This is a genomic window from Lancefieldella sp. (assembly GCF_057237245.1).
Genome location: NZ_DBHHJM010000004.1, coordinates 114,922 through 139,741, shown reverse-complemented (window position 1 = coordinate 139,741; position 24,820 = coordinate 114,922). Strand labels below are relative to the sequence as shown.

24 protein-coding genes are annotated in these 24,820 nt (G+C 48.4%); 7 read left to right on the top strand and 17 right to left on the bottom strand.

Annotated elements, in window-relative coordinates:
- Positions 1 to 313: 313 nt before the first annotated feature.
- The 6 genes from ACO5GU_RS04925 to ACO5GU_RS04900 form a co-directional block, all read right to left on the bottom strand.
- Complete coding sequence (locus ACO5GU_RS04925) at positions 314 to 1,111, bottom strand: YebC/PmpR family DNA-binding transcriptional regulator (protein ID WP_035428351.1); 798 nt, start codon at positions 1,109 to 1,111, stop codon at positions 314 to 316.
- 208 nt (positions 1,112 to 1,319) lie between these two features.
- Positions 1,320 to 2,237 (bottom strand): 1-phosphofructokinase family hexose kinase, encoded by a 918-nt coding sequence (locus ACO5GU_RS04920; protein ID WP_484930333.1) that lies wholly within the window; start codon positions 2,235 to 2,237, stop codon positions 1,320 to 1,322.
- Positions 2,238 to 2,376: 139 nt separating this feature from the next.
- A complete protein-coding gene (locus tag ACO5GU_RS04915) occupies positions 2,377 to 3,882 on the bottom strand; it encodes a PTS fructose transporter subunit IIC (RefSeq protein ID WP_035432739.1) in 1,506 nt (501 codons plus the stop codon).
- Positions 3,883 to 4,127: 245 nt separating this feature from the next.
- Positions 4,128 to 5,096 (bottom strand): ROK family protein, encoded by a 969-nt coding sequence (locus tag ACO5GU_RS04910; RefSeq protein ID WP_035432737.1) that lies wholly within the window; start codon positions 5,094 to 5,096, stop codon positions 4,128 to 4,130.
- 8 nt (positions 5,097 to 5,104) lie between these two features.
- Positions 5,105 to 6,106: a D-alanine--D-alanine ligase family protein gene (locus ACO5GU_RS04905; RefSeq protein ID WP_484854170.1), complete on the bottom strand. Its 1,002-nt coding sequence runs from the start codon at positions 6,104 to 6,106 to the stop codon at positions 5,105 to 5,107.
- A 2-nt stretch (positions 6,107 to 6,108) separates the two neighbouring features.
- Entirely contained in the window at positions 6,109 to 7,407 is a 1,299-nt protein-coding gene (locus ACO5GU_RS04900; protein WP_484807111.1) for an aminotransferase-like domain-containing protein, read from the bottom strand.
- Between the two features lie 194 nt (positions 7,408 to 7,601).
- Between ACO5GU_RS04900 and ACO5GU_RS04895 the strand changes: the two genes are divergently transcribed.
- Positions 7,602 to 9,158 carry a carboxypeptidase M32 gene (locus ACO5GU_RS04895; RefSeq protein WP_484930332.1) on the top strand — a complete coding sequence of 519 codons (1,557 nt, stop codon included), beginning with the start codon at positions 7,602 to 7,604 and terminating at the stop codon, positions 9,156 to 9,158.
- 61 nt (positions 9,159 to 9,219) lie between these two features.
- Entirely contained in the window at positions 9,220 to 9,669 is a 450-nt protein-coding gene (mscL, locus tag ACO5GU_RS04890; RefSeq protein WP_475003183.1) for a large conductance mechanosensitive channel protein MscL, read from the top strand.
- Positions 9,670 to 9,787: 118 nt separating this feature from the next.
- Here mscL and ACO5GU_RS04885 read toward each other — a convergent pair whose 3' ends face one another.
- The 7 genes from ACO5GU_RS04885 to ACO5GU_RS04855 all read right to left on the bottom strand — a co-directional run bounded on the left by ACO5GU_RS04885 (position 9,788) and on the right by ACO5GU_RS04855 (position 15,742).
- On the bottom strand, positions 9,788 to 10,975 hold the full coding sequence (locus ACO5GU_RS04885) for a hypothetical protein (RefSeq protein WP_484800795.1): 1,188 nt from the start codon (positions 10,973 to 10,975) through the stop codon (positions 9,788 to 9,790).
- Positions 10,976 to 11,074: 99 nt separating this feature from the next.
- Positions 11,075 to 12,073, bottom strand: a complete 999-nt coding sequence (gene manA, locus ACO5GU_RS04880; RefSeq protein WP_484886186.1) for a mannose-6-phosphate isomerase, class I — start codon at positions 12,071 to 12,073, stop codon at positions 11,075 to 11,077.
- Positions 12,074 to 12,247: 174 nt separating this feature from the next.
- Positions 12,248 to 12,859, bottom strand: coding sequence for a hypothetical protein (locus ACO5GU_RS04875; protein ID WP_484809020.1), 612 nt, complete (start codon positions 12,857 to 12,859; stop codon positions 12,248 to 12,250).
- An 85-nt stretch (positions 12,860 to 12,944) separates the two neighbouring features.
- Positions 12,945 to 13,565: a TetR/AcrR family transcriptional regulator gene (locus ACO5GU_RS04870; RefSeq protein ID WP_484880112.1), complete on the bottom strand. Its 621-nt coding sequence runs from the start codon at positions 13,563 to 13,565 to the stop codon at positions 12,945 to 12,947.
- A 243-nt stretch (positions 13,566 to 13,808) separates the two neighbouring features.
- Positions 13,809 to 14,057 (bottom strand): hypothetical protein, encoded by a 249-nt coding sequence (locus ACO5GU_RS04865; RefSeq protein ID WP_035428329.1) that lies wholly within the window; start codon positions 14,055 to 14,057, stop codon positions 13,809 to 13,811.
- A 109-nt stretch (positions 14,058 to 14,166) separates the two neighbouring features.
- Entirely contained in the window at positions 14,167 to 14,586 is a 420-nt protein-coding gene (locus ACO5GU_RS04860; protein WP_484860122.1) for a helix-turn-helix domain-containing protein, read from the bottom strand.
- A 667-nt stretch (positions 14,587 to 15,253) separates the two neighbouring features.
- Positions 15,254 to 15,742: a prepilin peptidase gene (locus ACO5GU_RS04855; RefSeq protein ID WP_313995507.1), complete on the bottom strand. Its 489-nt coding sequence runs from the start codon at positions 15,740 to 15,742 to the stop codon at positions 15,254 to 15,256.
- Between the two features lie 217 nt (positions 15,743 to 15,959).
- Between ACO5GU_RS04855 and pth2 the strand changes: the two genes are divergently transcribed.
- Positions 15,960 to 16,400: an aminoacyl-tRNA hydrolase gene (gene pth2 / locus ACO5GU_RS04850; RefSeq protein WP_484886187.1), complete on the top strand. Its 441-nt coding sequence runs from the start codon at positions 15,960 to 15,962 to the stop codon at positions 16,398 to 16,400.
- A 9-nt stretch (positions 16,401 to 16,409) separates the two neighbouring features.
- Here pth2 and ACO5GU_RS04845 read toward each other — a convergent pair whose 3' ends face one another.
- Positions 16,410 to 16,859 carry a hypothetical protein gene (locus ACO5GU_RS04845; RefSeq protein ID WP_035428323.1) on the bottom strand — a complete coding sequence of 150 codons (450 nt, stop codon included), beginning with the start codon at positions 16,857 to 16,859 and terminating at the stop codon, positions 16,410 to 16,412.
- Between the two features lie 104 nt (positions 16,860 to 16,963).
- Here ACO5GU_RS04845 and ACO5GU_RS04840 point away from each other — a divergent pair, with 104 nt between their 5' ends.
- Complete coding sequence (locus tag ACO5GU_RS04840; RefSeq protein WP_484821065.1) at positions 16,964 to 18,445, top strand: DUF1846 domain-containing protein; 1,482 nt, start codon at positions 16,964 to 16,966, stop codon at positions 18,443 to 18,445.
- Positions 18,446 to 18,552: 107 nt separating this feature from the next.
- Positions 18,553 to 19,404 carry a glycoside hydrolase family 25 protein gene (locus tag ACO5GU_RS04835; protein ID WP_484930331.1) on the top strand — a complete coding sequence of 284 codons (852 nt, stop codon included), beginning with the start codon at positions 18,553 to 18,555 and terminating at the stop codon, positions 19,402 to 19,404.
- A gap of 81 nt (positions 19,405 to 19,485) precedes the next feature.
- Here the strand turns inward: ACO5GU_RS04835 and ACO5GU_RS04830 are convergent, their stop codons facing one another.
- The gene (locus tag ACO5GU_RS04830) at positions 19,486 to 19,959 is read right to left on the bottom strand and encodes a hypothetical protein (RefSeq protein WP_484930330.1); all 474 of its coding nucleotides are present in this window, start codon (positions 19,957 to 19,959) and stop codon (positions 19,486 to 19,488) included.
- A 150-nt stretch (positions 19,960 to 20,109) separates the two neighbouring features.
- Here ACO5GU_RS04830 and ACO5GU_RS04825 point away from each other — a divergent pair, with 150 nt between their 5' ends.
- Positions 20,110 to 21,132 carry an asparaginase gene (locus tag ACO5GU_RS04825; protein ID WP_484930329.1) on the top strand — a complete coding sequence of 341 codons (1,023 nt, stop codon included), beginning with the start codon at positions 20,110 to 20,112 and terminating at the stop codon, positions 21,130 to 21,132.
- 3 nt (positions 21,133 to 21,135) lie between these two features.
- The gene (locus ACO5GU_RS04820; RefSeq protein ID WP_484930328.1) at positions 21,136 to 22,041 is read left to right on the top strand and encodes a DMT family transporter; all 906 of its coding nucleotides are present in this window, start codon (positions 21,136 to 21,138) and stop codon (positions 22,039 to 22,041) included.
- Positions 22,042 to 22,097: 56 nt separating this feature from the next.
- Here ACO5GU_RS04820 and ACO5GU_RS04815 read toward each other — a convergent pair whose 3' ends face one another.
- Entirely contained in the window at positions 22,098 to 22,613 is a 516-nt protein-coding gene (locus tag ACO5GU_RS04815) for a ferritin (protein ID WP_484866632.1), read from the bottom strand.
- Between the two features lie 175 nt (positions 22,614 to 22,788).
- Positions 22,789 to 24,468: an energy-dependent translational throttle protein EttA gene (gene ettA / locus ACO5GU_RS04810; RefSeq protein WP_484825344.1), complete on the bottom strand. Its 1,680-nt coding sequence runs from the start codon at positions 24,466 to 24,468 to the stop codon at positions 22,789 to 22,791.
- Between the last annotated feature and the right edge of the window lie 352 nt (positions 24,469 to 24,820).

Here is a 24,820-nt window from a genome sequence, read left to right as displayed (position 1 = left end):
GTAGGTTAGAAGGTAGTAAGGAAATAGCCTTACACCACTTTTTGAGACGTAACTCAGATTATCACCATTTACTGTGTTTTTTAGGGCTGTAAGTTATGTTTTTGGCCCTGTATATACAGATTATGTGACTTTGCTGTGGTCGGCCTTCTAAAAACGCGCAGATTATCCGACACAGGTGTGTTCTGACAGCGCCAACGTCACCCAAACAAAAAGCCCCGCTAGCAAGCAGGGCTTTGAAGTACAGTTTTGTCGCCGGTCACGATTTCACACATCGTCACGTGCATCGCGCTCGGCGCGTCGCGAACAAGAAAGCTTACTCCTCCTCGAGAGCAGCAGCAATCTCGTCGGTGATGTTCATGGTGCTGTAGACGTTCTGGACGTCATCGAGCTCGTCGAGCTTATCGATGAGGCGCTGAACCTTCTTTGCATCAGAAACAGAGACGTCAGTTGGGGTGGTTGGAACCATGGTGAGCTCGGAACCCTTAACCTCGATGCCCTGAGCCTCGAGGCCCTTCTGGACGTCCTGCATCTTGTCGTATGCAGTCCAAACGATCCACTGATCGCCAGCGTCCTCGTAATCGTTTCCGCCAGCCTCAGCCACTGCCATCATGAACTCGTCCTCGTCGACAGCGTTCTCGCGGTCAGCAACCTTCTTCTCCTCAGAGACAATAACCTTGTCAACTGCGATGGAGCCCTTGCGCTCAAACTGGAACGCAACGGAACCAGCAGTACCAAGATTGCCACCGGAGTGGGTAAATGCGGAACGAACGTCTGCTGCGGTACGGTTCTTGTTGTCAGTCAGGCAGTCAACGTAAACTGCGACGCCTGCAGGACCGTATCCCTCGTAAACGATCTCCTCGTAAATGGCAGCATCAGCGCCAGCGCCAAATGCCTTATCGATAGCGGCCTGAATCTTTGCGTTAGGCATGGAAACCATGCGAGCACGGGCAACAGCGGCAGACAAGCTAGCGTTGTTGTCCGGATTTGGGTCGCCACCCATCTTTGCGGCAACAGTAATGTTGCGGGAAAGCTTAGAGAACAGCGAGGAACGCTTAGCGTCGATAGCTGCTTTCTTGTGCTTGGTTGTGGCCCACTTAGAGTGTCCGGACATTGCACTCTCCTTCTTTAGAGGTTCGAAAACCTAATTATCACATTAGCCCTTATACGTTACACGAAATCAAGAAGCGAGAAAAGACTTATTTTGCAGATATGGAGACTTGCGCACGCCTGACGCCGAGAAACCCGTGGGCTCGCAAACCTGCGCACCTCCACGCAAGTCCGCGCACCATCGCACACCTCCACGCGCAACACGTCCGCTCCTACTCCACCAGCTCAACGTGGATGGACTCCGCGATCTTCTCGACCAGCGCAAAGTCGCCCAAGCCAGCGCTCATCGCAACGTTTCCGCCGGTAGCCATCGCGCGCGTCAGAGCCTTCTCGACAGCCGACGGATCCTCAAGCCAAACCGACATGAAGCTTGCCAGCGTCGAATCGCCCGCGCATGCCGTCGAAAGCACCTCTACCTGCGCAGCATTTGCGTGCCAGACGTGCTCACCATTGAAGAAGTACGCGCCTTCGCCGCCAAGCGTGAGCAGGATGTTCTTTGCTCCGCGTTCGTGAATCTTGTGGAGGGCGAGAAGAACGTCGGCCTCGTTATGGACGTCGACACCAAAGATCTCTGCCACTTCTTCGTCGTTTGGCTTGATGAGCAGTGGTTTTTTCTCGACAAGTTCTGCAAGGTGTTTATGTGAGATGTCCAGGACCAGCTCAGCGCCGCGCTCATGACACAGATCAAAAAGCTCGTCGTAGAAGGTTGGATCCATCTCAGGAGAAAGCGAGCCGGAGACCACCAGCACGTCTAGGTCGGGCGCAGTGCGCAGCAGCTCAAGCATCTCGTCTTGCTTGGAACGAATAACGGGAGCGCCTGCGTTAGGGAACTTAAGCTCGCCTTCTGGCGTGGTCACAAAAATATTTACGCGGGTGATGCCGTCAATCCACACAGGCTTGACCGAGCAAATCTTAGATGCCTCTTCAACAATATAGTTGCCCGAGAAGCCGCCAAAAAATCCCAGGATAGTGGACTCAACGCCGTAGTGAACAAGCGTAAATGAAACGTTCAGACCCTTGCCGTTTGGTGTATATACGGCATCAGTTGTGCGGTTGACGTGTGTATAAGAAGGAACTCCCGAATTGACGTTCATGTCGATTGCAGGATTAGTGGTAAGTGTGTAAATCATCAAAGCTCCCTCTGAAACAAATATGGACTCGACGAAATCGCCGAGTCCATATTTTACTTCGATTATCTGAGTCTGCACCCAAACTGTACGTAAATTCTGGGCAAAACTCAAACGCCGCCGAGTGTGCTAAGCGTAACGCTTAGCCCTCGACAATCTGGTTGCCGTTCTTGCGGTACTCGTATGCCTTGAAAGCAACAAAGAGAATACCGCCAACAACAGCGCCGATGAGAATGGCGAGAACCCACTTGAGGCCGCCATCGACAACGGGAAGAACCAGGAAACCACCGTGAGGTGCTGGGTCGTGGACACCAAAGAGCAGCGTCAGGATGGAGCCGATGGAAGAACCGATCATCATGATAGGCATGACAGGCCAAATGTTCTTGGTCATGAATGGAATAGCGCCCTCGGTAATGTGGGTGCAGCCAAGAATGAAGTTGACCAGACCAGCGTTGAAGTCGGACTTGGTGAAGTACTTCTTACCAACGACAACAGCAAAGGTGGTAATCAGTGGAGGAACAATACAAGCAGCAGAAACTGCAGCCATAAAGTTGGTACCAAACTCATAAGTTGGGGTACCAACACCAGCAGCAAGAGCCTCGGTCAGAAGAGCAGTACCGGTGACGTAAGCTGCCTTGTTGACTGGGCCGCCCATGTCAAATGCGCACATGCAACCAATTGCAAGACCAAGGACAATTGGACCAGAAGCAGAAAGGCCGCGCAGGAAGTTCATCATGCCGGTGTTGATTGCTGCCATAGGACCAGAAATACCCAGCATAACCAGGCCAACAATGGTGGTGGAAAGCAGTGGGTACAGGAAGATTGCCTTCAGGCCATCAAGGTTCTTTGGAAGACCTGCAAGGAGCTTCTCAAGACCAACGATGACATAACCGGCAAGGAAGCCGCCAACAATACCACCCAAGAAGCCAAAACCAACGCCAGCGCCACCAGCATCAATCATGCCAGTGTTAGGGTTGATTGGAAGACCCTGGATAGCAATCATACCTGCAACAAAGCCAGGAACAAGAGCAGGACGCTTGCCAATAGACTCTGCAATGTAAGCAGAGAGAACTGGAACCATAAGGCCCATTGCAATGCCGCCGATGATCTTGAGCATGGCAGCAAAGCTGTTGTAGTCAGGTGCAGTGGAGCTGAAGGAAGTAATACCCCAGAGGAATGAAACAGCCGTCAGAACACCACCAGCAACAACAAAGACCAGCATGTGGCTAACGCCGTTCATGAGGTGCTTGTAGATGATGTGGCCTACAGACTCCTTCTCAATAGTGCTTGAGACTGGAGCGTCGTCTGCCTCTGCAAGCTCGCCCTCAGGCTGAGCAACAAGAGCGCGGTCGATAAGACCCTCTGCATCCTTAATAGCTGCAGTAACACCAACATTTACCATTGGTTTTCCGGCAAAACGCTCAGCCTGAACGTCCTTATCGGCAGCAACAACTACTGCCTTGGCGTTCTTGATTTCAGCTGCGGTGAGCTCGTTCTCTACACCGACCTGGCCGTGCGTCTCAACCTTAATGGTAAGACCTTTAGCTGCGGCGGCCTTCTCAAGGGCCTCCTTAGCCATAAAGGTGTGCGCAATACCGGTTGGGCAACCAGTAGCAGCAACGATGTCATACTTTGACTCGTCAGCCACAGCACTCCCCTTTCATCCTAGTGCTCGGAACTATTCCAAACACAACCAAAAAAGCTGCTCAATGTTAGCACTGAGCAGCTTTGACAACTACGTTTTTACATAAATTGTAATCAGAAAATTATGTTATTGAACGTACTTTCATTTAGTACAGCGTTTATGACAAAAACTTTGATGTTTTTCTCGCCAAGAGCCCTCACGTACGTACCCTTTTCCAGACGAGAAGATCATGCGCCAAAAACTTGCTTCTACTCAGCGCTCTCCTGGCCAAAACGCTCTTGCCTCAGGCGCAGCGCCTCGTATGCGCAACCATACATTGCAGCCTGATTGCCCAAGCTCGCAGCCTCAATACGAGCGCCCTTGCTTACCGGTAGAGCGTACTGCTCAAAACACTCGCGAAGCTCGGTAGCAAACGTTGCAAACGAACCCGCAACACCGCCTCCAATCAAGAACATGGCAGGATCAACTACGCACGACACCTGCGCCATAGCAAGACCCAGGTAGTGGCACATCTTATGGATAGCAAGGGTTGCGCACTCATCGCCTTGAGCATGAGCCCTAAACACGGACACCGTATCAGTCTCGTGCTCAATAGTCACAGGAACAACACCTCGAGAAACGCATTCCTCCAGGTACAGGCGGACAACACCCTTAGCAGAAGCATACTGCTCCAGGCAACCGTGGCGACCACAACCGCAGGTCAACGTCTCTTCTGGCTCAACAATGATGTGACCAATCTCACCGCCCGCGCCAAAAGCACCCGCAGCAAGCTTGCCGTCTACAACAACACCTGCACCAACGCCGGTACCCAGCGCAATCAGCACAAACGACGGCACGCCCACGGCAACGCCAGCCCACGCTTCGCCCAGAGCAGCGGCGTTAGCATCGTTGACAAACGCGATAGTTGCGTTTGGCAGGCACATATTGATTGCCTGCACCAATCCTTCAGGATCAATATCTACATTGGCGAGAAGACCAACGGTTCCGTCATCTGCAACAGGACCTGGAATATCCAAACCACACGCAATAACATCGTTACGGCTTGCTTTTTGGCCATGAACAATCAGCTTAATAGCATCGGTTACCGTCTGATAACCATCCTGGTTATCAAGTGCGGGCGTCTTGACCTTCTGCTCAGAAAGTAGCTCTCCCTCTGCAGAGAAGAGTCCCAGCTTGATGGTGGTGCCACCAACATCAATGCCCAATACGTATTCCATAAAACCCCCTAGTTACCGCGCTTAAGCGCACCCTCAACAAGTTGCGCAAGAACGTCTTCAACAGCGTATCCTGCAGCCTCAATAGCCATTGGAACAAGGGAGGTCTCAGTGAGTCCTGGGAATGTCTTCAGACCCATGACCATAACGTGATGTCCATCCCAAATAAAATCAATACGAGCAAGATCTCTGCAGCCATAAGCGGTGTACACCTCAAGAGCTGCGCGCTCAAGAGCCTCACGAGCAGCGGCTGGATCTGCGCCAAGTGCTGCCAAAGACTCAGGACGAACTGGACAGAAATGCTGAATACGCTCTGGATCAAGGCGAGCATCCGTGTCATAAATACCCTTGACCACTGAAATCTCTACCGGTGGCAGGGTTTTCTCGCCGTCTGCATCAGAGAGCACAGTAACGCTTACTTCAACACCATCAACCCACTGCTGGATAATGACGGAATCGTCAAAACCAAGTGCGCCGAGAAGTGCTGGTCCTAGCTGGTCAGCGCTATCAACCTTAGAAAGGCCCATAGCAGAGCCGCCGTGAACAGGCTTGACCGCAAGAGGGAAGCCAACGCCACCGCCCAAGCGCTCAGGAACCAAGTCCAGAGCAGCTGCAGCGCCAAGGTCTTTGAATGCGCTTGCGGTCAGTACAATCTGAGGAGGCCAGATGACCTCGGACTCCTCCTTTGACCAGGCCTGACGCACAATAAATGGCATGTCAGCTTTGTTCCAGGCTGCTCTACAAGATGCAGGCCTTGATCCCACATACGGAATCTTGAGGAACTCCAAAAGCGCAGGTACTGCACCATCTTCTCCGCCCGCGCCGTGAAGACACACAAAGGCAACATCGGGTTTCTCGGCACGAAGGGTGTCTACCAGGTGTGCGTCAGCATCAAGTGGTAATACCTCATACCCACGCTTCTCCAAAGCCTCAGAGACAAGAGCTCCACTTTTGAGCGAGAAGTTCCTCTCAAATGAGGCTCCACCCATAATGACAGCAACTTTTGTAGCCATACTTAACACTCCCTTGCAGAGGATTGAGATTCAGAATGAGAAGACTCAGGTAGAGCGCCCGCCTCTAGGAATGCGCGATACAGCGCCATGCGATCTTGGACGCACAAAGACAGCCTGCGGATTGCCTCGTGGATGCGCTCTGGCGTCTCAAATGAGTAGCACAGACGCATACTTGAACTAATACGCTGGTCAGGATAGCAATAAACACCTGGTACAAAGGCAACTCCCTCCTCAATTGCACGAGGAAGCAACTGCTCAGTATTGAGGTATGGCGGGAAGGTTACCCACAGGAACAGGCCACCCTCTGGCTTAGTCCAGGTAACATCTTTGGGGAAGAACTCTGCAAGCGCTGCGAGCATGGCGTCTTTTCTCTCTTTATAGCGAGACTTAGACACCTCAAGGGCCGCCTGCCAATCAACCTCATTGAAGTAGTGCTCGGCAAGAATCATGTTAAAGGGGCTGGTACATAGGTCGGAGCCAGACTTTGCAAGGTTGATGCGCTCAAGGAAATGACGAGGTGCAACCATCCATGCAAGACGCAGTCCAGGGGCAAAAATCTTCGACGTGGTTCCCAAATAAATGACACTTGGATCAAGCGTCTTAAGGCGCGTTAGATCTTCTCCCTCAAAGCGAATAAGACCATACGGGTCATCCTCAACAACAGGGATGTTGTACTGGCGCGCCAGCTCAAGAAGGCGCAGACGTCTTGGCATAGACATGGTGATGCCGGCAGGATTGTTAAAGTTAGGAATGACGTAGATGAACTTAGGCTTTCTGCCTTGGTCCGCAAGCTCTTTAAGTTTTGCCTCAAGCAGGTCTGTTCTGATACCCTCTTCGTCCATATCAATGGTGTGAACAGTAGGCTCATACGCAGAAAATGCCTGGAACGCACCAAGATAGCTTGGACCCTCACAGATAATATCGTCACCTGGGTTAAGAAAGACACGGCCCAAGAAATCAAGCGCCTGCTGAGAACCAGAAGTCAAAATCATCTCGTCAGGATCGGCCTCGACGCCCTGAGCAGCTAAAATCTTGCAGATGGTCCTTCTGCACTCAATACGGCCATCGGAGTTGCCATACTGAAGAGACCTAAGTCCCTCAACAGCAACGCAGCGTCGAGCGCACTCTGCAACCTGGTCAAGTGGCAGCGAAGAAATGTCTGGCAGACCACCAGACAGCGCAATGACACCTGGACGAGACAGGGCCGCAAACAAATCTCGTACTTCGCTTTTTCGCATGGTTTGAACGCGATCTGCGTAAAGATCACTCCATACGTCAAACGAGATTCTGCTGTCATCCATAGAACTCTTACTCCTTACAGGCCATCTTTAGGCAAAAATTGTGCCGAAAAGATGTGCTTATTGTTTTAGGACGTAGTCTTTTTAGTATCGCTCAAATAACAATAAATAACAGGGTAAAATATGACGCAATTGCTAAACGGTTGCATATAACCGGCAAACATACTGGTCACACCTATTTTGTAGAGAGGATTTTTATGGACAGCGCACATAACACTGTTGAACTGAACGCAGCGCTTTCAAATCCCCGCGATGATATCGCCAAACTTGATGAACTTGAGAAGAAGCTCTTTGCCTTCAACTATGCAGCTAATGAGATTGGCTCTTTTGGACCATGCATTGATCCAAAAAAGGCTGCTGAAGAGCGTGGAGAAGCCCTGGCAATCCTTGGCGAGCAGATCCAGGAGACCCTCTGTGATCCTGCTGTTGGCGCACTGCTTGACAGACTTCACGAGAATCGCGCTCTACTTGATGAGACTCATCGCGCACAAGTTAAAATTCTGCGCCGCGACAGAAGTCAGCTGGTAGATGTACCTGTTGAGCTTCAGAGTAATTTTGTTCGTCTTACCACAGAGGCTAATGAGGTCTGGGAGCAGGCAAAGAACAGCGATGACTGGTCACTCTTTGCGCCAAAGCTGGATAGCTTAATTGAGCTTCGCAAAGAGATGTGCCAAGCACGCGATGCTTCCAAAGATCCATATGATCTCTTACTCAGCGATTTTGAGCACGGCACCAACAGAGAGTTCTACAACACCTTCTTCAATAACGTTAAAGAAGTGGTAGTTCCCCTAGTTGCTGATTGCATGGCTTCTAAGCGCCAACCAAGCACCAAACCTCTTGAGGGTAAGTTTGACGTTAACCGTCAGTGGGATCTTGCAAAAGACCTGGTAAAACTCCAGGGCCTTGACGAGGACGCTTATTGGCTTGGTAAAACTGAGCACCCTTACACCGGTGGCCCTGGTATCGGCTTTGTTATGGTTGCCAGCCACGCTTACGAGAATAACGTTCTCTCCAATGTCTATTCCATGCTGCATGAGAACGGTCACGCCCTCTACGAGCAGGGAATCAACTGGGAGTACCGCTTTACCTCTCTGAGCACCGGCACTTCTATGGGCATGCACGAGTCTCAGTCCAGGTTCTTTGAGAACTACGTTGGCCTTTCTGAGGCATTTGCTGAGCCTCTTATTCAGCTTATGCGCAAGCATTTCCCTGGTCAGCTGAATCGCGTTACTGCCTTCCAGCTCTTCTCGGCAGCTAATAAGGTACAGCCAAGTCTCATCCGCACTGAGGCGGACGAGCTCACCTATCCTCTGCACATCCTCATCCGTTATGAAATGGAGCAGGCACTTTTGTCTGGCGAGATTACTGCAAAGGATGTCCCAGCTCTTTGGGCCGAGAAGTACAAGCAGTACCTGGGTGTTACGGTTCCCAACAACACCGAAGGCGCTCTTCAGGATGTTCATTGGTCATGGGGTGAGTTTGGCTACTTCCCAACCTATGCTCTTGGCAGCGCTTATGGCGCACAGTACAAGCACGCCATGATTGCTGAGGGCATGGACTTTGACGCCGTCTGCGCATCAGGGGATCTTGCCCCTATTAGGGAGTGGCTGGGCAGCCGTATTTGGACCTGGGGTCGTGCAAAAGACTCCAAGGAGCTCATCATGGGTGCATGCGGTGAGCCTTTTGACGTCCATTACTACACCAAGTATCTGACCGACAAATACTCTCGCATCTATGGTCTGGCCAGCGCATAAGCGCACGCCGTAGACGCGAGTAGAAATATCTGTCCTCTACCAATTAAACGAAAGAGATGAAATGAAAAAGTTTATCGAGGAGTTTAAAGAGTTTATCCAGCAGGGCAATGTTATGGACATGGCTATTGGTATCATCATTGGCGGCGCATTTACCGCTATTGTTACCTCCCTTGTCAATGACATCATCAACCCATTTATTAAGCTGATCTCTGGTGGCGGTACCGAGGTTTCTGGTCTTTCTATTCCAGTTCCTGGCACCCAGAACGGCATTGACTTTGGTGCATTCATCAGCGCAATCATCAACTTCCTGATCATTGCATTCATTGTCTTCTGCATGGTTAAGGCCCTCAATAAGTTCATGAAGGCTTCCAAGCTTAAGAAGGACGAAGAAGAAGCTGGTGAAGAGGTTGCAGCTCCACACTGCCCACACTGCCTTGAAGAGGTTAAGGAAGGCGCAACTCGCTGCCCACACTGCACTGGTGAGATTGAGGGCGGCGCACACGCTGCGTAAGCTTTACACCAAGCTTTACATCACCGCCCTTTTACACGCGTAAAAGGTTAGCAAGAAAAAAGCAGGCATATCATATGCCTGCTTTTTTGTTAATAAAAGATGTTAGAAAAGGTTGCGGTTATTTCTTACCAGTACCACCCTTGCCGCCGCCACCATTTCCAGATGAGCTGCCGCCATTTCCAGATGAGCTGCCGCCATTTCCAGAACCAGAAGAAGTAGGTGTTACCAGCGTATAGCCGCCCTTACCATCTGGCTGCCAAGGGAACTCAGCCTTTGGTGGATACTCATATTTAGCCCAATTATCCTCGCGGTGATTAATGAGGGCAAACTTGAGAGTATATCCAGGGGTATCAATGCTAAGGAGTTTCTTATCCTCCGCAGTAGTGTACAGAACAGACTTAGCTATCTGTCCGTCTTTTGAAAAGCCCTGAGCAAGAATAGGGAAAGAAAGACCATCTGCCGAAGGCTCCTCTGCAACAATCTGAATAGGGGCAACACTACCGTCTGGATAGAACAGTGCAGCATTTCCTTCCTTATGAGCAGAGAAGGTATACGCTGCACCCGAACCCTTATTCATAGACTCAATCTGTTCACTAGTTAAATCTTCTTTAGAGCCATCTGCATAGTGCAGACCGAAGAGATAGTACGTACCTGGAATGGTGGCAGCAAAATTGACTACCTGACCATCAATATAAGCAATCTGTGAAGTATCGTCAGGATTATCTGAAAGCTTTTTGAAATTAAACGTAATCTCACTTTTGGCATCACTGTATTTCAGATAGTTGTTATCGTCCTTATCAAAAAGCATTGGCACACTATCACCATCATCATACGTACACTGAATGGCAACAGTTCCTTTTGCTTCCCACTTACCGTCATTCTTCACGCCTTTAAAATTGTGCATGAAGAAAGTACCGTCTTCTTTGAAAGAATAGTAAAGAACGGTTCCATCGTTATAGCCCTGATTAAGCATGCCGCCATGGTCAAAGGTTTTGCCTTCCTTTGATCCACCCTTAGTTCCAACACCATTGTCAACACACCAAACACCAGTAACAATCTTGGAAAGATCTCCGGTTAGTGTTGGATTATCTGGAGTCTCCTCAAGCTTAACCAGATTTGACTGAGAAGTCGCATCGCCAGTACCGCCCTGATCGCCATTCTGAGGATCTTGACCAGCTCCACCAAGAACGGAATCAGGATTCAAAATTGCCTGAAGGGCATCACTATTACAAGCGGCAAGCGTGCTAGCAGCACCACCTGCAGCCAATCCCGCAAAAGCGCGACGAGTAATCATCTCTTTGTTCATACGTTCCTCCTATAAGCGTATGGGAGTCCCAACTTTTTATATTCTACTTGAAACGAGTCAAATGTTACAAATTAAGCTGCATTCGACTCATTTATCGTCCTATTTTATATGAGGAAGATGAGAGGTAATCAACGTCATAGTGCCCGTAAAGCGCAGGCTACCAGAAGACGCAGGTGCAATAAAATGCGAGCCCTTGCAAATCCTATGCTCTACTCCGTTGCCACCGTCAGCGCAAACCGCACCTTCTCCCTCAATGACACTTACGCACATAAACGGCCATGGCTGAGCAATAGTTTTTGACTCATGAATCTCATATTTTTCTACCGAGAAATACTTGCAACTCATAAGCTCAGTTTTGCCGTCAATTTCTGGAGCTGTGATTTCTCCAGATGTTGGAGCTTCCTGTGCATAATCGATGACTTCAAGACTCTGTGCTAGATGCAAGTCACGAGGTTTACCGTCATCACCTAAACGGTCATAGTCGTAGACGCGATACGTAACATCGGAGCTCTGCTGAGTTTCAAGAATAAGCGTGCCCGTTCTAATGGCGTGAACGGTTCCAGGATCAATCCTAAAGAAATCTCCAGCCTTGATAGGAACGTAATTGAGCAGTTCAGTCCACTTTCCCTGCTCAACCATGGCTGCAAACTCTTCTTTTGAGGAGGCATTTTGTCCTACAACAATATCGCCATTCTCTTTTGCATCAAGAATATACCAGCACTCAGACTTTCCCAGAGAACCATTCTCGTGTTCTGCTGCGTACATATCATCTGGATGAACCTGAACAGAGAGATCATCTTTTGCATCAAGAATTTTAATAAGAAGCGGAAAACGGTCTCCTCCTGCATTACCAAAAAGCTCTCGATGCGTTGACCAAAGCTCCGAAAGAGTTTTGCCAGCATATGTACCAGAGGCAACTTCACAGTCTCCGCTAGGATGTGCACTGATCGCCCAGCACTCTCCTACTGAGCCTTCAGGGATATCATAGCCATACTCTTCAGCAAGTCTTCTTCCGCCCCAAATCTTATTGTGAAAAAGAGGCTTTAAAAAGATAAGGTCGTTATATGACCCGTCTGTGTTTTTATCTAAATCTAGCATCGTAGCTCCTTATATGCAGTGCATACATGCTTTTCTAATAGCTAACAACTCTATAGTCTAACGGATTCTAATAACCTCAACACTAACTCATTTAGCTGCTTTTGACGGGGTTTCTCGCTAACAAAAAAGGCTCAGCTAAAAGCTGAGCCTTTGCAGTCAACGAACTAAGTGAACTTAGAACATAACGTTGAAGGAATCCATGCTGTAGTCAGAACCATAAAGAGCAAGGATGGTACCACGAACAGTTGCGGATGCGTCCATCTTTACACCTGGGTCAAAGAATGCAAAGCCCTTGGTAGTTGCGTTAGGAGCTGCGTTAACAAACAAGCTCAGCTCATCCTTGCCAATAGCGGTGTCGGTGGTCTGAATGAAGATGTTGGTATCGGTCTTGTTAACAACCTCAACCAGATAGCCGTTGGAGTTCTCAAAGTCAACACCAATGCCGGTAACGGTAACGGTAATCTTATCGGTGTCAATAAGAACCTCAGTCTTATCGCCAGTCTTCTTAATATCATCAACGTACTTCTGAACGTTGGTAACCTGCTCTGAAGTGTTGTGCTTGTCCATCAGAGTTTGATAGAGCTGCTGAGAGTCAGAGTCACCAGCACGAGTATCTGAAGGCTTGGTTGCGGTATTTGCATCAGGTGCAGTCTGCTGCTGTTGCTGCTGCTGACCACCGCCAGTAGTGGTTCCTGGATCAGCAAGATTTGGAATAAGATTGCAGCCAGCAAGTGCAAGAACGGCAGAAGCGGATGCTGCTACGAGGCCGAGCTTATTAAACTTCATAAAGGTCTCCTTTGGGTGATTTATACCTTATAAGAGGATAACGGAAATAAGTAGATATTGTCAATTTTTATGCACAGATGAGCATCTAATGTTCTTCAACTAAGGCTTTAATGCCACCTTGCGTAAACATTACTGCTGAATTTATGTGACCGTCAGCCTCTTCACGAGTCTCATCATTTTTAAGAATGTTGACAATGGTGGTCATTTCAGTTTGAGCAAGCCAGGTAATAATAAACTCATCATAGGGTTTAACCTGTGCAACGTTAGGATAAAGAATGGCTCTGATGGTTGCAGAGATAACCTCAGTCAATTCTTCAAAGAAATGGACAACATGCGGGTTTTCTCGGTTGTTCACAAGAATCTGCACCACGTACCTATTGCCGTACAGAAGGTCTAAGAATTTCTCGAGTGTTTCTTTATTACCCAAAGGAGTGTCTTCAAGATCTCTTTCCTCAGAGACCAGCAGATGATCTTTGTAATCCTCGAGAATCTGAATTGCGCCTTCAGTGACAGGGATCAAAACATTCTTAAAGAGGTCCTCTTTATTCTCAAAGAAGAAATAAAGAGCGCCTGTTGTAACACCTACATGTGCACAAATCTGTCTCAGTGAAGCTTTATCGTATCCCTGTAAAGCAAACTCTTGCTCTGCGGATTTAAGAAGCCTGTGACGTGTGTCACAACTTTCTGTTTGTGGTCGCCTCGACATTGCTGCCGCTCCTTTATAAATGTTTTAAATCCCCTTGTAATAAGGAGATTCCCCCAAATCAATACTACCTTGTTTTAGGGGGAACATATAACAGAAAGTTAACTAATTATGCAGAAATCTATAAGCGTTACATAACAACTTTTGTGATATTTACTTAATTCTTTGATATTGATTAGACGAGAAACACGTCAGAAGCATAATAAAACCCTGCTATGTTACATAACAGGGTTTTAAGACATACCGTTAACCCAAATTATCCTTGCGCTTAATAAATTCTCCGCAGATATATGACTTTCTCAGATACTCGCGATTAAACGGATCTTTGACGGGAACAAAATCCTCTGGAGACTTAGCAAAGTGCATGGCAAAAAGCTCATGGATATGTGGATCAGCCAGCAAATAGCCGCGCGAGCAGTACGCCTGATACATCTGGGCGTCCTCGTTAAATTTAAACGAGCTAAAAGCGCAGTCTGAACAGTGTAGTCCAGCCATCTTGCACATCTCCTACTCTTCAGATAGCCCCATGCAATCTGAACAACGCTGAATCATACGCGTATACAGCAAGTATGGCATTGTAAACAATAAAAATAGTCAAAAATACTTATTCGACGCCAAGAATTTCCGGGAGCGTGTAATCTGAGCCGTTCCCCGAGGAAACAACAGGTTGGAGGTATTCTCTATTGTCATTTCCGTCATGCATAACAGTAGGATTTGGAAGATTAACACCCTCAGCTAAATTCTTCTTCTGCGTCTCTGTAAGCTCCACGCCAGCATCAACAAGATCTTTAAGATGCTCAACCCAAAGTTGATCAAGACTTAAGGAGAAGAAGTCAGCGATAACCTTTGCTTTATCAAATGAAGGCCACTTACGACGCTCAGTGCAAATGTAAGAGACATACGCACGTGACCAATGTGAGAATTCGCACAGGTCTACCTGGCGCTTGCCACTTTCTTGTAACAACCTTGCTACTGTCCTACCCAAACCTGGGTCGGTCTTTTTGGTAACACCTGCCTTAGCCATCTCACAGCCCCATCTGCTCAAACGATGCCTTAAAAACATGCGTATGTTTTATGCATAGTCCCGTGTTGTTACCGTATCATACTACACTAAAATATCTTCAGATACAATTTGTTATGTTGTTTTACAAGCGGAAATTTGAAGAAGATTGCATACCTGTTACGTAAATAAATCATAAGTAGCCCTGCCGCTTGGAATTAATTGGCTATACAAAAGATATGCAAAAATCAATTGAACTATGCAAAATAATGTATCAGCGATTTTATGCAATAACAAAGAGCCTCTACGCCATCTGGCTTCAAGATTTTGAATGATCCATGCAGCTGGTTTCTGACACGTATAAAACCGCAGGAAAATAGCCTAGTAGCTGTATTTTTACTTTTAAATACTTGAAATAATGGGTATATCAAAGATAGAGCAAATAGCTCTAAAGGGATTGCCATGAGGCAGGGCGACATGTGTGCGACCACGTTAATAGTCGTCCTGCCTCCATGGCATACGTTGCCTCGCAAATCGAGAAAACTAAATGGTCGGGGCCATTTAGCGATGAAATTGAGTGTTGGGGGAACTCAATCTCTCAACGCAACGTGTAAACTATTGATAGCAGAAAAAACTTTTTATATATTCGGGAATTAGAAGAATTTTTAAATTCATATAACACTTCCCGATTTTAGCGTAAAAATAGCGCAAGTGCCACACCAAATCCAAGAAATGGTGCAAAAGGAAATGTATACATAAATATACTATCTGAACTGGCAATTTCTTCTTTATTTCTGTCTTCTCTCTTTAAAAATTTACGCCAAATAAAGAACAGAAAGGAAAACATAACACCTAAAATATTTGCTAAAAATAAAAAGACAAATGTCTCTTTTATTTCAAGATAAAGGCATGTTGAGAGAATTAGTTTAATATCTCCTCCTCCCAGAGAAGACATATGACCTATAAATTTTGTAACTATACCTACTGTAATCAGTACACATATAACAAAGAGCTCACTCCATAATGCATTCATCAGTAACTCAGTTCGCTTTTCATTTGCCACAAACCAAATAGGCCATAAAAAAGCGAGCAAAATAGGGATTCTATTTGGAATAGTGCGATTTCGCATATCCGATATTGAAGCCCAGATATACATGACAAAAATAACCAACTCTCTCATAAACACCTCCTCCGTCAACCTTAGCAGCATGGACAAGAATCAACTTTCCACAAAGGTGCCGTTATTTAACTTATTGATGTAACAAGCTGAACATTCAACGTTCTTCTCGCCGCTCTTGGTTTTAGAGAGTCTTTTTGATCCTTCGGGATTTTCTTGCGACAAAAATCGGAAAGCCGTGAATGGTACACTTAGCACTCAGTTTCTAGAAAGGTTTTTCATGTCAAGCTCTTCGTATAAATCAAAACAAATGATTGTTATTCGTCGCGATCTTAAGATGCGAAAAGGTAAAATTGCTGCTCAGGCAAGTCATGCGTGTGTTGAAGCCACGCTTATGGCACTTGCAAAAGAGCATAGACTTGATCAGGTTCGTGTCGCTGATGATCAGAATTGGGTCTATTTGGACCATGCTGACGAAGATACCTCTGCAATCACTAACTGGTTTGATGCTGGCGTTGCAAAGGTATGCGTCTACGTTGATTCTGAAGAAGCGTTGCTTGAGCTTGCTGCTGAAGGAAAAGCTCGTGGCTTTGTTGTGGCCCTTATTAGGGACGCGGGCTTTACCGAGTTCCATGGAGAACCAACATTTACCTGTCTGGCGTTTGAGCCACTGGCTGCAGAAGATATTGATCCGTTAACGGGCGAGCTGCCTCTGTACTAGCGAGAATACCTACATCAAGAAGGTATGGCTCATAACCTCGTCAAAGATAGTGGTAACTACAAACATACCAATTGAGGCATAAAGGATTGCTGCCTGCCAAGAAAGGTGATTGGTCTCGATTTTTGAAATACGAGGATCAAGCTTTCCTTCTTTAAGGCTGATGGGGTCATCAATATCGCGCGTAAAGCCCATCTGACGGTCCTCGTACTCTTTTCCACTAAAGAGCAGACCAACGCCGCAAGCAATAATTCCCAAAGAAGAAATGACGTACATAACACGGCGCACCCAGTCGATGCCCGTAAACATATCCATACCACTGGTAAAGTACGCAAATGCAAAGATAACAGCACTCATTCCAGCTGCTGTAAGACAACCATAACCAAATGCACGCAAGGCACTCAGTGCCAGCTCTTTGAACTTCTCGCCACGAGAAGGTGTTTGTGAAAACTTGCTATCCATACACAACTCCTTGGTTGTTTATTTGTTTTCTGTATAGCTTATAGCGTATAGGAAGTCTGCGCTTGATGATACAATTTCTACAGTAAATCTTGGCAGGAGGACGCATGCGTATCGGCTTTGATAACGAGAAGTACATCACTATGCAGGCGGATCGAATCCACCAGCGTATCAGTGAATTTGGCGGCAAGCTCTACCTTGAGTTTGGCGGTAAACTGCTCGACGACAACCACGCTTCTCGCATCCTCCCTGGATTTGCTCCAGACGCAAAAGCTCAGATGCTTCAGCAGCTTGCTCACGAGGCAGAGGTTGTCTTTGCCATCAACGCAAACGACATTGAAAACGGCAAGCGCAGAAGCGATATTGGCGTTACCTATGCCGATGACGTGTTGAGGCTTATGGACATCTTCCGTGCTCGCGGCCTTGCCATTGGCGGCGTTGTCATTACGCAGTACTCTGGTCAGCCAAAGGCAAAGGCCTATCGTGCGCGCCTAGAAAACATGGGCATTGCCGTGTACCGCCACTACCCCATTGAGGGCTACCCCTCCAATATTGACCTTATCGTCTCGGCGGAGGGCTACGGTAAAAACGAGTACGTAAAGACTACGCATCCTCTGGTTGTTGTGACAGCACCTGGTCCTGGCTCAGGCAAGCTTGCTGTCTGCCTCTCGCAGCTCTACAACGAGAACGCCCGTGGAGTCCGCGCAGGTTACGCAAAATTTGAGACCTTCCCCGTTTGGAACCTTCCGCTCAAGCACCCCGTAAACGTTGCCTACGAGGCAGCTACGGCAGATTTGGGCGACAACAACATCATCGATCCGTATCACCTTGAGGCTCACGGCAAAGTTACCGTTAACTACAACCGCGACGTTGAGGCTTTTCCTGTGCTCAAGGCCATGATGGAGAAAATCGCAGGTACCAGCCCGTATCAGTCTCCAACCGATATGGGTGTCAATATGGTTGGCAACTGCATTATTGATGATGAGGTTTGCCAGGAAGCTTCCAAGGCAGAGATTGTACGCAGGTGGTTTAGGGCTGCCGAGAAACTCGAGCGTACGGGCATGGGTGAGCGTGAACTCACAAAGATTAATCTCTTGATGAAAGACGTTAACGTTGACCAGAACTTCTCGCCAGCTCATGCAGCTTGTCTGCACAAAGCAGAAGAGACAGGAAAGCTTGCGGGTGCCATGGTTATGCCTGACGGCACCATTATTACCGGCAAGACTTCGGAGCTGTTAGGTGCGCCAGCGTCGCTTTTGCTCAACGCCCTCAAATACGTAGTTGGTATTGAGAAGAAGACGTTTATTGTCTCAGATGAGGTCCTAAGGCCTATTTGCGCACTAAAAGAGAACAACTTTAAGCTGGCTCGCACCAGCCTCTGCGCTGATGAGATGCTCATTGCGCTCTCCATCAGCTCAATTACCAACCCATTGGCCGGAAAAGCCGTTGATGCCACCCAACTACTCCATGGATGCGACGCGTATTTCTCGTCAATTATTCCAAGCGATGACGAGTCCATCTATCACAAGCTGGGCATTAACGTGTGTTGCGAGCCAATTTTTGAACAAGGACAATTCTTTCACCAGTGATTTTTAAGAGCTCACATAAAAGCAAGAAAACGAGAAACTCTACGACTCGTTCTAAAACTAAACATACACCTGCTTCTGCAAACGCTTCAAAACGTAAGCAGCGGGCGATGCATATACTTGAGCAAAATTCCCAGAATAATCCTGTTGTTACCTGGGGACTCATTACGCTGGCCATTGTATTTGTGCTGGCATTGTTGCAATCGTGCCAGGGACTTTTCTCCCTCTCTTTTGACAACAACCTGATTATCAAAAACGAGGTCCCCTATGAGTGGGAAAACCTCACCTATGATGCAACGGGACGTGCGCATTATGTGGTGGATGGAGAAGAGCTCACACGCACAGGCGTTGACGTCTCTTCTCACCAGGGTTTTATTGACTGGGAAGCTGTTGCTGCCGATAACATTCAGTTTGCCATGCTTCGCATTGGTTACCGAGGCTCCACCGAGGGTGGTATTCGCGCGGATGAGCTGTTTGAAACCAACCTAAAGGGTGCGCAAAGCGCTGGTCTTGATGTAGGTGTGTACTTCTTCTCGCAGGCTATTAACGTGGAAGAAGCTCGCGAGGAGGCTGCTTTTGTTCTGCAGCAGCTAAGGGAAGCGGGAGTTACAAAGCTTGCTCTCCCTGTTGCGTTTGACCTGGAGCCTTCTCCCGATTACAGCGGCCGCGCCGACAACCTTTCCCCTGCAGAAACTAACGCTATTGCGCGCGCGTTTTGCACCACTATTCAAGAAGCGGGATACCGCGTTATTGTGTATGGCAACAAAGTTGATCTAAATCGCTTTGACCTGGTCTCGCTTGACGAGCCTATTTGGCTGGCACAATACGTTGATCAGCCAGACGTAAACTTTAACTTTTTGATATGGCAATACACCTCAACAGGACAAGTTGACGGTATTACCGGTTCAGTTGATTTGAATTTGGACTTCTCACGCGTCTCTACAAGTAAGAGCCCAAAATAGAGCTGCCACGCCCGAAGCCGCTAGTCGCGTCCGCAGGAGATTGCGCAGACACGTTCGCTGGAGTCTCCGCAGTTCAAAAGGCTATCCGACCTTAACAGAGCCAGTCAGGGTAACGGTAGGGTCAAGTGCCTGAGCATGCGCAAAAGCGCCTCCTGGGCTACATGAACTTACTAGCGTAAATACAACCCACAGAATAATGGCTGCAAGCAATACCGCCAGCGCCACACGACCCAGTCTCATGCGAGAAGAACGACGTCTTCTAGCCGCATATGCTGCCTGAGCTTCATCTCTGGGGTTGAGCGTGCCATAGTGATTGCCGTAAACAGTTCTTGCTCGACCACGTGCACGAGCGGCATCTGCACGGGCATGGTTAACGGGATTTGTTGGGCGATCTTGCGTCATCCTACGCTGTGCCTGTGCACGGCTTCCAACAGCTGCGTGACGACCTCGAACCGCACGCGGAGAGGTAGAAGACTCCCCATTACGGGAGACAGTAGGTGGAACTTGAGCTGGACGCTTTTTCTTACCAAAACCAAAGAGGTTGTTCTCTGCCATCAACAATCCTTGCTAAAAGATTCGTTTACCGAAAAAAGAATACACCGACTTTGCTTTTCTCGCCTTGAAAAGCATCTATCCCGTTACAATAAAGCGCTATACAGACTGATTTTCTGTAAAGTCTGCACAATTGGAGTTCATGGGGGACGTGTGAAGAAACTTTTACTGATGGCAACAGGAGGAACTATTGCTTCTGTTTCCACTGAATCGGGCTTGGCTCCCTCACTTTCAGGAGAAGAGCTTTTAGCCAACGTCCCTCTTGTTCATGACCTCTGCGAATTTGATTTCAAACAAGTCATGAATATCGATAGCACCAATATGCGTCCTCAAAACTGGCTTCAGATCAGAAACGCCATTATTGAGTCGTACGATGCCTACGACGGCTTTATTATCCTTCACGGCACCGATACCATGGCATATACCGCCGCTGCCCTCTCCTACCTCATCCAAAATAGCGAGAAACCCATTGTGCTCACAGGCTCTCAACAGCCAATGGCAAATCCGTTTACTGACGCCAAGCTCAACCTCTACCACTCCGTTCTCTACGCACTCGACGACAGAAGCGCCGGAGTTGTGGTGGTTTTTGGCAACGAGGTTATTGCCGGCACCCGCGCTCATAAACAGCGCACACTGAGCTTCAATGCATTTACGAGCATGAATTATCCACCGCTTGCTCACATCCGTGGCAACAAAATTATTCGTAGTGCGCCAAATGAAGAGCAGGTAGATGGCGGTCTTACAACCTATGAAACGCTCAATACGCGTGTCATTGTGCTTAAACTGACCCCCGAGCTTAATCCATCTATCTTCTACCTTCTGAAGAATGACTACGACGCCATTGTGCTTGAAACCTTTGGTATTGGTGGCATCCCCTCATACGACGGCTCTTTTGAGGAAGCTATCACCGATTGGATCGCGTCTGGTCGCACCGTAGTTATTACCACACAAGTTCCTGAAGAGGGTCTTGACCTGGGTGTATATGAAGTTGGTAGAACCTATCAAGATATGCCCGGCGTTCTCTCTGGAGACGATATGACTACCGAAGCCCTGGTTGCAAAAACTATGTGGATGCTTGGTCAGACCTCCGATCAACGAGAGCAAGAAAAACTGTTCTACCAGGTAATTTGTAACGACAGAATTCCACAGTCCGTGGATACAGAAATTTGCGAGTAGCCGATGAGAGACGCCACATTTAAACCTACCGTGCTCTACCTAATTGCGCTTATCATCTGCGGTTCTAACGGAATCGTTGCAAGCTTTATCAATCTTCCTAGCTACCAAATTGTCTTCTTCCGTATGCTTTTGGGTACGCTCTTTTTGCTCGCGGTTAAGCTTGTGCAAAAAGAGGCTTTTACCATTCAAAACTACCCCAAGGACTTCCAGGCGCTCATTGGATCAGGCATTGCCTTGGGTCTTCAGTGGACCTTCCTTTTTGAGGCGTATCGCCTGGTAGGCGTTGGTATTGCAACGCTTGAGTATTACTGCGGTCCCGTTATTGTAATGGCGCTCTCTCCCCTTTTATTTGGCGAGAAACTCACTGCTAAAAAGATACTAGGATTTCTTGTAGTTGTTATTGGAGCTGCCCTTATTATTGGCTATGGAGTTGGACTGAACCTCTCGCCAGTTGGCCTTCTTCTAGGCGCTCTCTCTGCTGTTCTTTATGCCGTTATGGTTATTTGTAACAGGCAGCTCAAAGATGTTTCTGGTATTGAAGGCACCAGCATTCAGCTGGGCCTTGGCTGCGCTATTGTTGCTCTAGTTACTGTTGTATTCCATGGCATTGAGCTGCCCGCGGACCCAGCGTCGGTAAATTGGCTTGCCGTTTTAACCATCGGCCTCTTTAACACAGGCCTTGGATCATTTTTGTATTTCCCACAACTTACCAAGATTCCAGTTCAGCGCGTGGCAGTCTTTGGCTACCTTGAACCACTATCTGCAGTTATTTTCTCAGCACTTATTCTTGGCGAGCCTTTTGGTCTTCTCAAAATAATAGGCACCGTCTGCATCATAGGCGGTGCCATCTTTGCTGAGCTATCAGGCGCCTCTTCGAACAAATCAGAGGCTATTGAAACTCCACTGTAGCGTCTAAGCTGTGAGCAAGCCGCGCACCTGCGTGCGGGTCGCGCTTAAGCTGCTGCTTACATTGGCATAATTGGAGCGACAAAGACGCGAGCGGCGTTCTCGCGGTCAAGGTCATACAGGTTCTTTGGATCTCCACCAAAGATTTCTACTGCCTTGAGAAGATCGGAAGCATTTGCCTCTTCCTCACCCTGCTCCTTAACGTACCAGTCAAGCAGCTGCATAGTGCGGAAATCGTTTGCCTTCTGAGCAACGGCATAGCACTCGTTAATACTTGCGGTAATGAACTGCTCGTGCTCGTATGCCGCCTTGATTGGCTCAACTACCTTGGAGAAGGTAAGGTCTGGCTTTGCGATTGCCTCCATGGTTGGAGTCCAATCGTTATCAAGCAGGTAGCGACGAAGAATACGTGCGTGAGCAAGCTCTTCCTGAGACTGGATGACATACCAGTTTGCGAAGCCCTTCAGGCCCTGCTCCTCATAGAAATCTGCAAAGGTTAGATACAGATAAGCGGAATAAAACTCTTTGTTGATCTGCTGAGTAAGGATGTTACCAACGTTTGTGTCAAGTGCCATGTTCTTCTCTTTCCTCATAACAATGTTTTCTCATAAAAAATGAGAAGCTCTTTGGCTTCTCATTTTTAATACCCAGTTGTTAGTCTCTTAAACAGATTGCACAAAATCTTAATGATAAAAATAGTTACTATTTTTATCTTCTATTTGAATGCGCTGCGCTTGCGCCACCTATACGTTAGTCGCGGGTGAGCTTGCGGTGAATGCGATGAGGACGAGCAGCCTCCTGACCAAGTCTTTCGATACGATTGGCCTGGTAAGCCTCAAAGTTGCCCTCAAACCAGAACCATTTACCCGGGTTCTCGTCGTCACCCTCCCACGCAAGAATGTGCGTAGCAATGCGGTCCAAGAACCAGCGGTCGTGGCTGGTTACTACCGAGCATCCTGGGAAGCGCTCAAGTGCATCCTCAAGGCTTTCCAGCGTCTCAATATCGAGGTCATTGGTAGGCTCGTCCAGAAGCAGGAGGTTTCCGCCCTGCTTGAGCGTAAGGGCAAGGTTTAGACGGTTCCTCTCGCCACCAGAAAGGACACCAGCGCGTTTCTGCTGGTCAGGTCCTTTGAAGCCGAAGCTGGCCACATAGGCACGGCTTGGAATCTCCGTGTCTCCCACCTTGATGAAGTCGTTTCCGTCGGAGACAACCTCCCAGATAGTCTTGTCCGGATCGATCCCCTGCCTCAGCTGGTCAACGTAAGAAATCTGGACGGTCTCGCCGATCTCAAGTGTGCCAGAAGTGAGCTCCTCCTGGCCAACAATAGCCTTGAACAGCGTGGATTTACCGACACCGTTAGGGCCAATCACGCCAACGATGCCGTTTCTTGGCAAGCTAAACGAGAGGTCATCGATAAGAACGCGGTCTCCAAAGGCCTTGTGGATGTGATCGGCCTCCAGGACCTTCTGGCCCAGACGCGGACCAACAGGAATCTGAATCTCGGTGAAGTCGAGCTTCTTGGATGCACGAGCTTCTGCTTCCATCTGCTCATAGCGATCAAGACGCGCGCGGTTCTTTGCCTGGCGAGCCTTAGGAGACGAACGAACCCACTCCAGCTCAGCGCGCATTTTCTTTGCACGTTTGGCGTCCTGCTGGTTTTGAGCCTCAAGGCGAGCTGCCTTGTTCTCCAGGTAAGTTGAGTAGTTTCCCTCGTAAGGATAGAGCTGTCCGCGGTCAACCTCGCAGATCCACTCAGCGACGTCGTCGAGGAAGTAGCGATCGTGCGTGACGGCCATGACAGCGCCGGGGTAATCATGCAGGAACTTCTCAAGCCAGAGCACCGACTCCGCGTCAAGGTGGTTGGTGGGCTCGTCAAGAAGCAGCAGGTCAGGAGCCTCGAGAAGCAGACGACACAGGGCTACACGGCGTTTCTCGCCACCAGAGAGATGAGTGACGGAAGAGTCTGGATCCGGGCACTGCAGCGCGTCCATGGCCTGGGAGAGCTGGCTGTCCAAGTCCCAGCCGTTAGCTGCGTCAATCTCGGTCTGGAGCTGGCCCATCTCTGCCATCAGCGCGTCAAAATCAGCATCAGGGTTGCCCATCTCAACGCCGATCTCGTTGAAGCGCGCGATCTTAGCAAGCAGGTCACCGAAGGCGAGCTCGATGTTCTCCTTGACTGTTTTGGTTTCATCCAGCGGTGGCTCCTGCTGGAGCAGTCCAACGGTGTAACCTGGGGTTAGCTTAGCCTCGCCGTTGGAGACGTCCTCCATGCCGGCGATAACCTTGAGCAGCGTAGACTTTCCCATGCCGTTTGGGCCCACAACGCCGATTTTTGCACCTGGGTACACGCCGACGGTGACGTCGTCAAGAATGACCTTCTCACCGACTGCTTTACGGGCCTTGTACATCTGATAGACAAACTCTGCCATGTGCTCCTCCTTAAGGGGCTGTCAGATGAAATATTCACATAGTCCATTCTAATGAAATATTGCGAGGACTCCACAGTAGAAGGAGCAGGAAAAGAGGGCGCGCGGGTGCGCTGCGGGGTGCGCGAGCGCGTCACGAGGCGCGCGGGTGCGGTTGCAAAACACGAAAACACACCTAAGTCAGATAATCTGCTCAAAAAGCGTATACATTGCACTCAAAACCTCTATATCTTGCAGATTATTTGACTTAGGTGTGTTTTTCGCCCCGGATTTAGCAGATTATCTGACATAGGTGTGTTGTTGAAGGCTTGAAAATAGTGGTAGTTAAACTATTTATGTATTGTTATTCATCATT

Excerpts from the sequence above, each read along its gene's own strand:
- ACO5GU_RS04870 (WP_484880112.1), bottom strand. The coding sequence starts at position 13,565 with ATGTCGAGGCGACCACAAACAGAAAGTTGTGACACACGTCACAGGCTT.
- ACO5GU_RS04910 (WP_035432737.1), bottom strand. The coding sequence starts at position 5,096 with ATGGAATACGTATTGGGCATTGATGTTGGTGGCACCACCATCAAGCTG.
- mscL (WP_475003183.1), top strand. The coding sequence starts at position 9,220 with ATGAAAAAGTTTATCGAGGAGTTTAAAGAGTTTATCCAGCAGGGCAAT.
- ACO5GU_RS04885 (WP_484800795.1), bottom strand. The coding sequence starts at position 10,975 with ATGAACAAAGAGATGATTACTCGTCGCGCTTTTGCGGGATTGGCTGCA.
- ettA (WP_484825344.1), bottom strand. The coding sequence starts at position 24,468 with ATGGCAGAGTTTGTCTATCAGATGTACAAGGCCCGTAAAGCAGTCGGT.
- ACO5GU_RS04845 (WP_035428323.1), bottom strand. The coding sequence starts at position 16,859 with ATGGATAGCAAGTTTTCACAAACACCTTCTCGTGGCGAGAAGTTCAAA.
- ACO5GU_RS04875 (WP_484809020.1), bottom strand. The coding sequence starts at position 12,859 with ATGAAGTTTAATAAGCTCGGCCTCGTAGCAGCATCCGCTTCTGCCGTT.
- ACO5GU_RS04900 (WP_484807111.1), bottom strand. The coding sequence starts at position 7,407 with ATGGATGACAGCAGAATCTCGTTTGACGTATGGAGTGATCTTTACGCA.
- ACO5GU_RS04835 (WP_484930331.1), top strand. The coding sequence starts at position 18,553 with ATGCATATACTTGAGCAAAATTCCCAGAATAATCCTGTTGTTACCTGG.
- ACO5GU_RS04925 (WP_035428351.1), bottom strand. The coding sequence starts at position 1,111 with ATGTCCGGACACTCTAAGTGGGCCACAACCAAGCACAAGAAAGCAGCT.
- pth2 (WP_484886187.1), top strand. The coding sequence starts at position 15,960 with ATGTCAAGCTCTTCGTATAAATCAAAACAAATGATTGTTATTCGTCGC.
- manA (WP_484886186.1), bottom strand. The coding sequence starts at position 12,073 with ATGCTAGATTTAGATAAAAACACAGACGGGTCATATAACGACCTTATC.
- ACO5GU_RS04830 (WP_484930330.1), bottom strand. The coding sequence starts at position 19,959 with ATGGCAGAGAACAACCTCTTTGGTTTTGGTAAGAAAAAGCGTCCAGCT.
- ACO5GU_RS04840 (WP_484821065.1), top strand. The coding sequence starts at position 16,964 with ATGCGTATCGGCTTTGATAACGAGAAGTACATCACTATGCAGGCGGAT.
- ACO5GU_RS04855 (WP_313995507.1), bottom strand. The coding sequence starts at position 15,742 with ATGAGAGAGTTGGTTATTTTTGTCATGTATATCTGGGCTTCAATATCG.
- ACO5GU_RS04865 (WP_035428329.1), bottom strand. The coding sequence starts at position 14,057 with ATGGCTGGACTACACTGTTCAGACTGCGCTTTTAGCTCGTTTAAATTT.
- ACO5GU_RS04860 (WP_484860122.1), bottom strand. The coding sequence starts at position 14,586 with ATGGCTAAGGCAGGTGTTACCAAAAAGACCGACCCAGGTTTGGGTAGG.
- ACO5GU_RS04815 (WP_484866632.1), bottom strand. The coding sequence starts at position 22,613 with ATGGCACTTGACACAAACGTTGGTAACATCCTTACTCAGCAGATCAAC.
- ACO5GU_RS04920 (WP_484930333.1), bottom strand. The coding sequence starts at position 2,237 with ATGATTTACACACTTACCACTAATCCTGCAATCGACATGAACGTCAAT.
- ACO5GU_RS04895 (WP_484930332.1), top strand. The coding sequence starts at position 7,602 with ATGGACAGCGCACATAACACTGTTGAACTGAACGCAGCGCTTTCAAAT.
- ACO5GU_RS04820 (WP_484930328.1), top strand. The coding sequence starts at position 21,136 with ATGAGAGACGCCACATTTAAACCTACCGTGCTCTACCTAATTGCGCTT.
- ACO5GU_RS04905 (WP_484854170.1), bottom strand. The coding sequence starts at position 6,106 with ATGGCTACAAAAGTTGCTGTCATTATGGGTGGAGCCTCATTTGAGAGG.